Raw genomic sequence first — 12,378 nt, 5'->3', positions numbered from 1 at the left:
CTTGTCATCCTGTCAGGCTCTCGCCAGCCGTTCCTTCAACACCTCAATCGGCCCAATTGGCGTCGGGTCGGTCTCGTAAGCCATTGCCAGGTAATAGCTGACGTAGTCGCCGTAGTGCAAAGCCGTGAGGAGTTGGGCCAGCGGCGTCGGGCCAAGGCCGCGAATCACGTCGGTGTTGTAGCCGGCGGTCATGAACAGAGTCCGCGTGGTCTCGGAGCGAAGCTTGTTGCGCGGGTGGTCGAAGTCACTTTCGAGAAACAGCGCCATGTATTTAGTAATTAGTAATTGGGGATTGGTTATTCCGACCACGCTATTGTGATTCATCTCCGGCAGTTCCTCAAACTGCCCCCAGGCTTTGGCGTTCTCCGAAATTTGCCCCTTCCAGCGGCGGGCGACCGGGGCCATGAGGCCTGACCCAAAAATCAGCGCAAACCGATCCATCAATTGCCCTGCCATGCGTTTGGCCGGGTTATTCACCACCGGCGACTCGGCACGCAGGCTTTTTTGCTGTTCACGCATGGCGGCCACCGCCCCGGCCACGTCCGCTGATTTGTCGGCGATGAGGCCTGAGCGCGAGAAGAAGGCCAGAGGCAACATCAACGAGTAACCGACGGCGGCGCGGGGCTGGCTCTTGTAATCGAACTTCCAGATCGTGCCGCCCGCCTCGCGGCACATTTCCGCAATCTTTCCTCCACCCGTAATCGCCATCAACTTTGTTTTGCGCTCAATTGCCTGCTTGAAGCAGGAGAGCGTCTCTTCGGTGTTGCCGGAGTGTGATGAGCCGATGACAAGCGTGTGCGGGCCGGTCGCCCAGGCGGGGAGATCGTAATCTCGGCAAACGACGAACGACGAACGACATTCGTTGGCGACGAGGGCGGCAACAAGCGAGCCGCCGATGGCCGAGCCGCCCATGCCGCACAGCACGATTTGGGTCACGCCGGAGAGGTCGGGCAGGGGCAGGGTTTGGGCGTGCGCCCAGGCGGCCTCGAGCTGGTCGGGCAGGCCTTCGATGTGGGCGAGCATGCCGCCTGGATCAAGTTGTTTGAAGTGATGAAGGTTATCGAGGTTCATAGAAGCATTTTACCAGCCTCAGGGTCTTCTTGTTTTGGCTGTGGTGTCAACAGATGATTCGCAAAACGGATTGCAGGCCTGAAATCCGTTCATCCGCTGGCTATCCGTTGACGCCGAGTTTCTCTCATCAAGAGCCGCCAAAATAAACGATGAAGCTGCCTGAGTATTGGCAACCATAACCGGCGGTGTCACCGCCGGAATATGTGCCAATGAGGACGTCCTCTGGGGGAATATTAGGATCAGGATTGTATCCCCAGGTTCCAGAAAAAGCTGTGATATTTGGCTGGTAGTTGTTACTCAAATTGATGATTTGGAATGATACGGTATCTCCGCTGACACTCCCAGTCAGACCAGTGCTAAGTGCCTGGCCCAAATAGACACTTGGTGAGGCGGATATTGACGCGCCGGAGTGTACAACATTGTAGATCAATTGGAAATTACTTGGGCCGTTGTTGTTTGAACCAGTTTGGTTGGGCATGGGCGGCGGCGCGGCGTCAGTGCAGCCGGTGGTTGTGCCTCGGCCATATATTTTCCAGATTCCAGTCAGGTTGGCTCGTAGCGTCGGCGTCGGCGCAACCGTCGGTGTTGCGGTGACCAGAGGCGTGGCGGTTGGCGTCAGGGCGATGATGGTCTCCAGCGCCGATTGAGAAGCAGTAGCTCGTGCTTGCACGGCGGCCAGCGTGGCTTGCTCAATGGCTTGTTGAGTCTGGGTCTGAACCGTTTGTGTCTTTGCAATAGCGTCAAGGTCGAGCGTTGCTGTTGGGACGGGCGTCTCGGTTGGCAAGCCGGCAATTCTCGTGGCTTCGGCCATGAGTTGGGCAACGGCTTTTTCAGTCGCGGCGGCCTGCGTCTGTCGAATGTTGCCCTGTTGCATTGAATAGAAAAGACCCGAGGCCAACGCAAATAATACGACCGCGCCAACAGCAAGCGGCGCCCGTCTCATGAGGCGTTTGATCCGTTCGGTTGCTTCCTGTCGCCGTATCTGCGACCGCACCGCCCCGGTGATATGTTCCTCACCTTTTCCTTGCGCTGCACTTTCAGCTAGTTCAGTCAGTCCCGTTTCTGTCGTTGTAGTCGCTGTCGCCTGCACAGCGTTGGAAAAGGCGCGGGCCAAGTCGCCCGCCGATTGGTAACGGTCAGCCGGGTCTTTCGCCAGCGCCTTTAGAATCACCAACTCCACTTCGTCAGGCAGGTCGGGTTTGAGGTGGCGCGGCGGCGGCAGTGAGTCGTGCACGTGCTTCAGGGCAACGGCCATGGGCGTTTCGGCTTCAAACGGTTGCCTGCCGGTCACCATCTCGTAAAGCATCACGCCCAGCGAGTACACGTCCGTTTGCGCCGTCACCGGGCGGTTGAGGGTTTGCTCCGGGGCCATGTAGGCCGGCGTGCCAAGCATGGCCGAACCAGTAAGGTTAGCCGTGCCTTCCAATACTTTGGCGATGCCGAAGTCCATCAGATAGGCATTGCCATCTTTGTCCACCAGAATGTTGCTCGGCTTCACGTCGCGGTGAATGATGCCTTGCTCGTGGGCATAGCCTAGCGCAGCGGCCACGTCGCCGATAATTTTCGCGGCGTCGGCCAGGGAGAGTGCGCCGCGCTCTAAAATGTCCTTCACGGTTCCGGCTTGCAAGTAGCGCATGACAAGGTAGGTCGTTCCGTCTTGCGTCCCGAAGTCGAAAACGGGGACGATGTTGCGGTGTTCGAGTTTGGCGATGATGCGGGCTTCCTGCTCGAAGCGCTGGACGAAGTGCGGGTTGTGAGCGTAGTGATCAGGCATGACCTTCAAGGCCACCAGCCGCTCGGTGCCGGGCTGGTAGGCTTTATAAACCGTGGCCATGCCGCCGAGTCCGATTTGTTCAAGGATGCGATAGGGGCCGAGGGTAGAGCCGATGAGGTTGGGCATAGTGTGTTTGTCTGTATGTTTTCTATGGCGCGATCACCGTCAAGGTGCAACCACGGCGTTCAATTTGATCATTGCGCACCCATATACCAACGACAGTATAAGTTCCCAGCTCGAGAAGAGTCTGGGTGTAAGTAGCATGATGCCATTGTCTCTGATCCCCTTGAATCTCAATAGTTCGGCCTCGACTATCCAGCGAATTTCCAAAAGGGTCTACTGACAATGGCGTGGTGGGCTGATCGTTGACGGTGATCACGGCGGCGGTGTCACCGATATCGGCGATCACCGACTCCTTCTCTTGTCCGGGAGAGCCTCCTGCCCCAAAGCCAAAAATGATTCGTCCGGCCAGCACCGTTGTTTGGGTGCATCCCGGGGGATCCAATTGCACGTAGGTCGTGATTGGCGTTGGCGTAAACGTCGGCGCGGGCGTGACCGGCTTTGAGGGAGTTGAAGCTGTGCGGATGGTGGTTGGGGTGGTTGGCGATTTTGAGTCAGGCAAGCCGCAAATAATCACATCGTCCAATCTGCCGCCATCAAGCGACAGAATCCCCGACCATAGGGGTGATCTGTCTCGGTAATCAAATTGGAAAATGTTATCCAAATAAAGTTTGATGTAGCCGTCTGTGTCCATCATATCCACTATATGCCAGTTTACATTCACTGGGGAGAAAGGTATCGGGGGAATAGAAGCGGCATTTGTGCCAACAATGATTTTCCTAAACCCGCCGCCAAGTCCATGGAAGTTAAGTTGATAGCCTCTTGTAGGCAGCTCGAACTCTTTTGGTGGCCCATCGCCATGTAAATTAATTAACGTTACAGTAACTCCGTCACCGTTCTTGAATCGAAACCTAACATGGACATTGCTAAAACCCTTGCTGACGAATAATGCTTCCTGATGAGCAACGAGGCCATCCTGGTTATCGTTGAAAAGTATGCGGTTGCCATCTGGCGATTCTTGTATCTCCCACGCTGTTTTTTCGCCACTCCACTTCTCCAACCCCTCGCTCTGAAAATCATCCACAAACACCAGCGTCTCGCCTTTGCCGCAGGCCTCGGAGGGCAGGATACCGAACGGGTCGCGTTTGAGGGTGAGGGTCAGCGTGTTCTCGCCCGGCGTCAGACTGGCAATTTCTGAGGTGGTGGGCTGATAGCCTTGTGCTCTGGCGTTCACTGTTGCCGCGCGGCACGAACGCGTGATCTCGCCAAAATTAAAGGTTGCTTCACCCTGTTCGTTCACTTCATTCGTGGCGGTTGCCCCTTCGCCGCAACTCACTGTCACCGACCCCATCACGGTGATTGGTTCGCCGGACTCATCGGCAAGCCGGATGCGGAAGGTGGGGTAGGGCGTGCTGGCGATGAGGGTCTCTTGCGCCGATTGCGTGGTCTGGGCAATAACTTGCTGAGTCTGAGTTTGGGCGGCGAGCAGAGTCGCCCCGGCAGCCAGGTCGAGGGTGCTGGTCGGTGCCGGCGTTCGGGTGGGACGGTTGGCAAGAGCCGTCATGTTCAGCGCCACTTGCGCCCCGGCGGTGGCGGTTTGCCCGGTCCGCGCCTGGGTGGCATTGGTTTGTCGAAAGGAGAAGGCCAGCCCGGCAATCAACGCCACCACCACGACGACACCGGCGGCGATCGGTAACCACTGCATTAGGCGTTGTCGCCGCTCCGTGCTTTCTTGCCGCCGCACTTCGGCGCGGACGGCATGGGTGACGTGTTCTTCACCCTTGCCTTCTGCGGCTTCTTCGGCCAATTTGATCAGATGGGTTGGGGCGGCTTCCGCCTCTGACGCATTTGTGGCTGTGGTGAAGGCTTGCGCCAGTTCACCTGCCGATTGGTAACGATCAGCCGGGTCTTTCGCCAATGCCTTCAGAATCACCAACTCGACAGCTTCGGGCAGTTCGGGGTTGACCTGGCGCGGCAGAGGCAGTGACTCGTTGATGTGCATCAGGGCGACGGCCAGCGGCGTTTCGGCTTCAAACGGCGGTTTCCCCGTTGCCATTTCGTAGAGCATCACGCCGAGCGAGTACACGTCGGTCTGCGGCGTCACCGGCTTGCTGAGAGTCTGCTCAGGAGCCATGTAGGCCGGCGTGCCGAGCATGGCCGAGCCAGTGAGTTCCGACGTGCCCTCCAACACTTTGGCGATGCCGAAATCGGTGAGATAAGCATTGCCCTGCTTGTCTACCAAAATGTTGCTGGGCTTCACGTCGCGATGGATGATGCCCTGCGAGTGAGCGTAATCCAGCGCGGCGGCGATTTCGCTGATAAGTTTGGCCGCATCGGCCAGGGGCAACCGTCCGCGCCCCAGGATGTCTTTAACTGTCCCGGCCTGCAGGTAGCGCATGACGAGGTAGGAGACGCCATCTTGTGCGCCGAAGTCATAGATGGGGATGATGCCGGGATGTTCGAGGCTGGCGATGACACGGGCTTCTCGCTCGAAGCGCTGGACGAAGAGCGGGTCTTGGGCGTAATGCGATGGCAGGATTTTGAGGGCGACGAGCCGATCCACGCCGGGCTGGTAGGCTTTGTAGACTGTTGCCATCCCCCCAAGACCGATTTGTTCAAGAACACGATAGGAGCCGAGAGTAGTGCCGATGAGATCCGCCATGAATTGTCCAGTGATCGGGAAGGATTGAATAACTGAAGCGTAGTCTAAGTTCAGTTATGGCGTGAGTCAATTCCCAAATAAGGGGGATAAGGACTCAGAGGGGATGAATTCGGAGTGAAACGGGAAACTTTGAGGGTTACTGCCGGCAAGCCTGCGTCGTCGTCGTCGTAATCGGGCCGTTGCCGCCGAAGGCCATCACGCGGATTTGATAGCAGTGGCCGGAGATAGTGGGATCGCCGCCGAGCTTCGTGGTGAAATCGAAGAATGGCTGAACCAAATGGTCTTCGGCCAGAGGCGGCTGGAACGGATCGGTGATGTCTTGCACGCCGATATCGTAGTTGGTCGCGCCTTCCACCGCGTTCCACGAGACTATCAAACCGGGGAAGATACTGCCTGCCGCAGGCGTGGTAATGTCGAAGCCGCCGATCCGAACCATGCATAAGATCAAGTTAGCATCCTCCAGCTTGCCGGTGCCGAACGTTCGGGTGAAGCTGGCGCGACCAATGAAGAAATCGCAGCCCGGCCCAATCTGATAGCCGCCATAGAACATGCTGGTCAGGCCGTCGTTGGCGGTGGCGGTGATCACCCAACTGCCGGGCGGCACTTTTTGAAACAAAAACTGCCCGTTGGCATCGGTGATGGCCGTGCCAAATTCAACGCCGGTGGATGTTTGGCGAAGAATGACTCTGGCATTGGCGACAGGCGCACTCTGATAGACAACCTGCCCGCGCACGATCCCGGCCTCGTCCGGCCCGGCGGTGGGAATGGCTCCCAGAGAAAAGGCCAGGGTGGTCGTCGGGCTGGGAACCGGAGTGATTGTGTTCGGCGGGCGGAGGGTGCGGGTGGCCGTCAGAGTGGCGGTGGGGGTGGCGGTGAAGGTGGGAGTGAATGTTGATGAGGGAATAACAGCCACGGCGGCCACACCTTCGAGCGCCGCGCGCGTCTCCAGAGCGTTAGCTGTGCCACGCGCACCGGGGTCGCTGTCACGGGCGGCGGCAGTTTGGGCTACCTTGACTTCGTTGAGCAACTCGGCAATGGCGGCAGTGCTGGTTTGCGCGGCCTGAATCCGCACCTGTTCAGCATCACTCCGAGCCTGGAAGAGATTGGCCCCCAGCACAAGAATCACCAGCACGCCGACGGCCCAGGGCAGGAACTGTACGAACCGTTTTTGTTGCGCCGCCAATTGCTTGCGGCGCACGATCTCACGCACCTGGTTCGTCACTTCTTCGGCATGTTTGTCCGCCGCCGCCTCTGCGGCCAGTTTGATCAGTTGATGCGGCGGTTTGGTGGACGAGGCTGTGTCGCTGGCGGTGCTGACCGCGCCCTCGGTGGCCGCGCTGGCAGTAGCCGCCACCACAGCGTTGAAGGCTTGCGCCAGTTGACCTGCCGTCGCATAGCGGTCGCCAGGCTCCTTGGCCAGCGCCTTTTCGATCATGGCTTCGAGGGCGGGGGGCAGGCCGGGGTTGAAGTGGCGGATGGACGGCGCAGAGGTGTTGACGTGCATCAGAGCCGTGGCCATCGGAGTCTCGGAGTCGAATGGCAAATGCCCGGTCACCATTTCGTAGAGCATCACGCCCAGCGAGTACACATCGGTTTGCGGGGTGATGAGTTGATTGAGCGTTTGCTCGGGAGCCATGTAAGCCGGGGTGCCCATTGAAGAGCCGGTGCTGGTCAGGTCGGCGGTGGCTTCGAGGAGTTTGGCAATGCCAAAATCGGTGAGGTAGGCGTGGCCGGTCTTGTCTACCAGAATGTTGGCCGGTTTCACGTCGCGGTGAATCACGCCCTGAGCGTGCGCGTAATCGAGGGCGCTGGCAATGTCGGTGATGATTTTGGAAACGTCGGCCAGCGAGAGCGGCCCCCGGCTCAAAATCTCTTTGGCAGTTCCGGCCTGCACGTAACGCATGGTCAGGTAAGCCAGGCCGTCGTGCGTGGCAAAATCGAAGATGGGAATAATGTTGGGGTGTTCGAGGCGGGCGATGATCCGGGCTTCCTGGGCAAAGCGCTCCATGAACTTGGCGTTCTGGGCATAAAGCTCTGGCAGGACTTTGATGGCCACCATCCGCTCGAGGCCGGGCTGGTAGGCGATGTAAACGCTGGCCATGCCGCCAAAGCCAATTTGTTCGAGGATGTGGTGCGAGCCTAAGGTGGAACCGACGAGATTCGACATGAGTATTGGGAAAGCGCCGCCTGTCTGTCAAATAGCAGGCGTAGTGTAAAGTTACTTCCCCAATGTGTCAAATTGTCCTTCTACAACTCTGTCGCGATCTTATAAACCTCCCGCCGTTCCCAATTGCTTTGGGCGGCGATTTGTTTGGCCGCCTCTTTACGCTCCAGCCCCAGCGCCAGCAGGTCGCGCAGGGCGGCGCGGATGCGGGCCTCGTCCCAGGTTTCTGCCGGGGCTTCATTCTTTTGCCCTTTGACGACGAGCGTGATCTCGCCGCGAACCTCTTTGGCGTTGAAGTGAGCGAAGGCCTCACTGACCGAGCCGCGAAAAATCTCCTCGTGCAGTTTGGTCAGCTCACGGCACACGGCAATCCGCCGGTCGCCCAACTCGCGCTGAAGGTCGGCCAGCGACTCGAGCAGGCGGTGCGGCGTCTCGAAGAAGATCAGCGTGCGCGGGTCGGCGGTGTTGGCGGCGAGAAGGCGCGCCCGATCGCCGGCCTTGCGCGGCAGAAAGCCGAGATAGACGAACGAATCGGTGGGCAGGCCGGAGGCCACCAGCGCCGAAAGAATCGCCGACGGCCCGGGGATTGGGGTGACGGTGAAGCCACGATCAATCGCTTCGCGGATTAATTCGTAGCCCGGGTCCGAGATTCCGGGGAGGCCGCCATCTGACACCAGGGCCACGTCGCCCCTCCCCAGCTTTTCCAGAATGTGATCGAGCTTGGCGAGTTTGTTGTGTTCGAAATAGCTGGTCGTTGGCGTGTTGATGTCGAAATGGCTCAACAGCTTGGCCGTCTGCCGGGTGTCTTCGGCGGCGATGAGGCTCACTTCGCGCAGCACACGCAGGGCGCGCGCCGAAATATCTTCCAGATTGCCAATCGGCGTAGCGACGATGTAGAGCGTGCCCATGGTAGTGGTTAGTGAACAGTGGCCGGTAAACAGCCGGCCACTGTTCACTGTCCACTGCTCACTGAAGTTAGTGGTTCTGCACGAAGTTCACCAACAGCAGGTTCTTGCTGCAGTCGGCAAAGGTGTTGACGATGACGAAGTCGGAGAGAGGTGTGCCGCTGGTGTCGAGCAATTGCACTTTATACTCGCCCGTCGTCTGCACTACGTGATTGTTGAGGAAGAATTCGTAGCCGGCCGGGCCGTAAGCCGTCTTGCTTCCGGTGAAGGCGTCGGCATTCAAACCGCCGCCCTCGAGGTGGACGATGAGGCCAACTATCGGGTTGCCGCCTGGCGGCAGGCCTAAGGCCTGCCCGGCGATGCCCATCCAGTTACAGCCGGCCGAGTTGGCAAAATTCTGCACGGGTATTGGCGCATTCTCCTGCGCGGTGAAGGGGAAGGCCGAACGAGTCCTGCTGGGTGTGGGTGTTGGTCCGGAAGGTGTATCGGTGGGAGTCGGCGTGGGCGTGAAGGTTTCGGTATTGCCGGGCGCGGCGGTCACTTCCGTAACGTCGCTGGCGGTAATGTCAGGCGCAGGAGTGGTGGCCTCACTGCCGGGGGTGAAGGTAGCCGAAGGGCGCGGCTGGGTGCTGGTGAAGGTGGGTGTGGGTGTAAACAGGGGCGGGAAGGTTGGAACGATTGACGTGGGCGGGGCCGGCGTTACGCTGGGCAGGACAGCAATGGCTGGAAGGGTGGACGGCGGGAACGGGTTGAGAAAGATGGACGGGCTGAGAAGAATAACAAAAAAATAGAGGCCCATCACCACCGTGCCGGCTAAAATTAATACGGTGAATAGATTGACGATGACTGATCCACGATGACCCATAACAGGAACTCCTACGGCACAAACATTTCAACAGCGGCTTTGGCTCGCAAGTCGGCGCGCCAGGCGTCGAGCGCCTGTTGTTGCAAAAACGCTCTGGCCGCCGGCGAAAGCGGATGGAGGCCACGTTCAAGTGTCTGCACGATATGATAGCCCAACTGGCTTTGAACGACGCCGCTGGTCTCGCCGGGTTGCAGGCTGAAGGCGGCGTCGGCAACCTCTTTCACGGTCAGGCCGGTCGGCGGGAACCAGCCCAGGTCGCCGCCGTTGATGCGCGAGCTTTGATCGAGCGAGCGTTCTACCGCTAGGGTTGCAAAATCCGCGCCAGCGCCCAGGTCGGCCAACACCAGATTAGTTTCTTCGATGGTGGCGACGAGAATGTGCCGGGCGTGAACCTGCTCCACGTCGTTCGGCACGGCATCTGCAATTTGCGACTGAACGGCGGCGGTGAGGATGCCATCGCGCAGTTCGGCCCGGAACTGGTCGGCGGTGTACAGGTTGGCGGCCAGCCAGGCATCGAACTGGGCCTGCCCGCCGCGCTCGGCCACCGCCTGGTCGTAGGCGGCCTGAACCTCAACATCGGTTAGCGTGATTCCGGCGGCGGCGGCGGCTTGCAGAATCAGAGTCTTGTCAATCAAGGCGTCCAGCACGCGCTGGCGGTAATCGCCTTCCTGCGAAAGGTCGCGTCCCAGGCTGGCAACCCCGGCTTCAAACCGGGCGACTTCGTTTTGATAATCGTTGAGGTAAATGGGTTGACCGTTGACGGTGGCGGCTTGAGGAATCGGGGTGACGGTCGGCTCTGGAATGGGGGTAGCTATCACCGAAACCGGGGTGGGGCCGCCGTTCGCGGGGGTGGGAGTGTTTTCTGCTTCCCCGCACGCGGCGGCTAAAACTGGAATCAAAAGCAAAATTAGAAGATAGCGCACTGAATTCTCCGAAAGTGTCAGGATTATACACAGAAAAGAAAATGGGGCTTGCCGTCATTCAATCGCGGCGCGAATTTGCGTTGCCAGTTCGCCGAATGCGGGCGAGTAGGTTTGGGCCAGCGCGCGCGGGCGGGGAAGCGGCACGGGCAGGTCGGCGCGAATGGAACCGGGGCGCTGGGTGAAGACCAGAACCCGGTCGGCCAGGAAGACGGCTTCGGAGATCGAGTGGGTGACCATGACGACGGTCTTGCGATAACGATCCCAGATTCGCAGAAGTTCGAGGCCCATGCGTTCGCGAGTGAGGGCGTCGAGCGCGCCGAACGGCTCGTCGAGCAGGAGCACGTTGGGCCGGTGAACGAGGGCGCGGGCGATGGCGACTCTCTGCTCCATGCCGCCGGAGAGGTGGCGCGGGCGTGTATGCTCAAAGCCGCTCAGGCCCACCAGTTCGATCAACTCTTCAGCCCGGGCGCGAGCTTTGCCGGCGTCCATGCCCTCAAGTTCGAGCGGCAGGGTGATGTTTTGCAGGACGGTGCGCCAGGGCATGAGGTTGGCTTTCTGGAACACCAGGCCAATGCCCTCGCGCGGGCCGGTGAGTGGTTGGCCTTCAAACGTCACCTGCCCCGACGTTGGCTGGCGAAGCCCGGCCAGCACCTTGAGCAAACTGCTCTTGCCGCAACCCGACGGCCCGACAATGCACAGGAATTCGCCGAGGGCCACGTCAAATGAAAGGTTGGTCAGCGCCAACAGGTTGTCGTCGCCGTTTGAGTAGGTGAGGGTAAGGTGGTGGATGGAGAGGATAGGGGGCATGGTGAGTATGGGGATTTGGGGAGAATTGTACACCGGGCAACTGGACATCCGCTCAATTCCCCAAATCCGTTGTCACCTCCTCGCCCACACCTTCATCAACGCTTCCATCACCCTCAACTGCGCCGGAACTTTGATAACTCCCGTTTGAGTGACGGGGCCGCCGCCGCTCGCAGGGGAAACGTCAGCCACTGCGATTCCCTCTTCCCCCTCCACTCGCGCCAACGTTCCGCCTTGCGAATCGAAAACCGCGCTCGTGCCGTAGAACGTGGCCCGAAGGGTGGCGAGATGCGCCTGCCCGGCCAACGGCCACAACCTGGGCCGCATGAGCGCTCCCAGCCAAAAGCTCAAACGCGGAAACGGAATCTCGGTGACGAACCGGCCGGCCATGACGGCATGAACGACGGGCGACCCGAGCCACGCGGCGCGGCTTGCTACGTCCTCAAAATACCAGCGGTCAATCGCCTCGCGCTGGCGCAGGAGCGTCGGCATCATCTCGGCCAGATACACCTTCTTGCCCAGCGGGAAGTTGAGCACGGCCCGATGAAAGCGCGGCGGCGACGACGCGATCAGCATCACGTCCACTTTGCCGCGATACTGCTCCCAAACTTTGTCGTGAGCGATGTCCCAGCAGACCATCAGCCCGATTCGGCCTAATGCCGTTTCGGCGATGAGCGGCCCACGCCCGGCCTCAAAGTAGCAGTGCTCCCACAGAAACGGGTATTGCTTGCGGTAGCGATGAATTTTGCCGCCCGGCTCGGCCAGCATGAACACGTTATAGACTTCCGAGTTATAGACTTCCGAAGTCTCCAAGACTTCGGAAGTCTGCTCACGCAACAACAGCGTCCCGGCGATGATGATATTGAGTTCGGCGCTCAGTGAAGTGAGCCAGCGCAGAGTCGGCCCATCGCCACTCTCCGCGGCGGCAGGCAGGCGTTTGTTGTAGACATAGCCGGTGTTGAACAGTTCGGGCAGGACGACGACGTGCGCGCCTTGCGACGCGGCCTGGCGAATCAGGCGCTCGGCGGTTTGCAGATTGCGGTTGAGGTCAAACGGGGTGGCGAAGAATTGAATGGCGGCGGCGCGCATGAGGGCGATTGTACGCCAGATTTGCTGGACAACGAATACACTTTACAAACGAATGCAGGAG

General features: G+C 59.5%; 9 protein-coding genes. All 9 read right to left on the bottom strand.

Translation table 11 applies throughout. From position 1 onward, the window contains the following. Positions 1-12 precede the first annotated feature (12 nt). The 9 genes from HYZ49_09105 to HYZ49_09065 all read right to left on the bottom strand — a co-directional run bounded on the left by HYZ49_09105 (position 13) and on the right by HYZ49_09065 (position 12,317). A complete protein-coding gene (locus tag HYZ49_09105) occupies positions 13-1,071 on the bottom strand; it encodes a bifunctional phosphoglucose/phosphomannose isomerase (protein ID MBI3242437.1) in 1,059 nt (352 codons plus the stop codon). A 127-nt stretch (positions 1,072-1,198) separates the two neighbouring features. Then, positions 1,199-2,971 carry a protein kinase gene (locus HYZ49_09100; protein MBI3242436.1) on the bottom strand — a complete coding sequence of 591 codons (1,773 nt, stop codon included), beginning with the start codon at positions 2,969-2,971 and terminating at the stop codon, positions 1,199-1,201. 22 nt (positions 2,972-2,993) lie between these two features. Beyond that, positions 2,994-5,567 carry a serine/threonine protein kinase gene (locus HYZ49_09095; protein MBI3242435.1) on the bottom strand — a complete coding sequence of 858 codons (2,574 nt, stop codon included), beginning with the start codon at positions 5,565-5,567 and terminating at the stop codon, positions 2,994-2,996. Between the two features lie 136 nt (positions 5,568-5,703). Beyond that, the gene (locus HYZ49_09090) at positions 5,704-7,734 is read right to left on the bottom strand and encodes a protein kinase (GenBank protein MBI3242434.1); all 2,031 of its coding nucleotides are present in this window, start codon (positions 7,732-7,734) and stop codon (positions 5,704-5,706) included. An 80-nt stretch (positions 7,735-7,814) separates the two neighbouring features. Further along, entirely contained in the window at positions 7,815-8,639 is an 825-nt protein-coding gene (gene rsmI / locus HYZ49_09085) for a 16S rRNA (cytidine(1402)-2'-O)-methyltransferase (GenBank protein ID MBI3242433.1), read from the bottom strand. A 67-nt stretch (positions 8,640-8,706) separates the two neighbouring features. Next, positions 8,707-9,501, bottom strand: a complete 795-nt coding sequence (locus tag HYZ49_09080) for a hypothetical protein (GenBank protein ID MBI3242432.1) — start codon at positions 9,499-9,501, stop codon at positions 8,707-8,709. A gap of 11 nt (positions 9,502-9,512) precedes the next feature. Then, on the bottom strand, positions 9,513-10,424 hold the full coding sequence (locus tag HYZ49_09075; protein ID MBI3242431.1) for a peptidylprolyl isomerase: 912 nt from the start codon (positions 10,422-10,424) through the stop codon (positions 9,513-9,515). A 54-nt stretch (positions 10,425-10,478) separates the two neighbouring features. Further along, complete coding sequence (locus HYZ49_09070) at positions 10,479-11,231, bottom strand: ABC transporter ATP-binding protein (GenBank protein MBI3242430.1); 753 nt, start codon at positions 11,229-11,231, stop codon at positions 10,479-10,481. Positions 11,232-11,303: 72 nt separating this feature from the next. Beyond that, the gene (locus HYZ49_09065) at positions 11,304-12,317 is read right to left on the bottom strand and encodes a carbon-nitrogen hydrolase family protein (protein ID MBI3242429.1); all 1,014 of its coding nucleotides are present in this window, start codon (positions 12,315-12,317) and stop codon (positions 11,304-11,306) included. Positions 12,318-12,378 lie beyond the last annotated feature (61 nt).

This window comes from Chloroflexota bacterium (genome assembly GCA_016197225.1).
GTDB lineage: Bacteria > Chloroflexota > Anaerolineae > Anaerolineales > VGOW01 > VGOW01.
This window is presented reverse-complemented; position numbering and strand designations above follow the sequence as displayed.

Excerpts from the sequence above, each read along its gene's own strand:
- HYZ49_09095 (MBI3242435.1), bottom strand. The coding sequence starts at position 5,567 with ATGGCGGATCTCATCGGCACTACTCTCGGCTCCTATCGTGTTCTTGAA.
- HYZ49_09080 (MBI3242432.1), bottom strand. The coding sequence starts at position 9,501 with ATGGGTCATCGTGGATCAGTCATCGTCAATCTATTCACCGTATTAATT.
- HYZ49_09090 (MBI3242434.1), bottom strand. The coding sequence starts at position 7,734 with ATGTCGAATCTCGTCGGTTCCACCTTAGGCTCGCACCACATCCTCGAA.
- rsmI (MBI3242433.1), bottom strand. The coding sequence starts at position 8,639 with ATGGGCACGCTCTACATCGTCGCTACGCCGATTGGCAATCTGGAAGAT.
- HYZ49_09105 (MBI3242437.1), bottom strand. The coding sequence starts at position 1,071 with ATGAACCTCGATAACCTTCATCACTTCAAACAACTTGATCCAGGCGGC.
- HYZ49_09100 (MBI3242436.1), bottom strand. The coding sequence starts at position 2,971 with ATGCCCAACCTCATCGGCTCTACCCTCGGCCCCTATCGCATCCTTGAA.
- HYZ49_09065 (MBI3242429.1), bottom strand. The coding sequence starts at position 12,317 with ATGCGCGCCGCCGCCATTCAATTCTTCGCCACCCCGTTTGACCTCAAC.
- HYZ49_09070 (MBI3242430.1), bottom strand. The coding sequence starts at position 11,231 with ATGCCCCCTATCCTCTCCATCCACCACCTTACCCTCACCTACTCAAAC.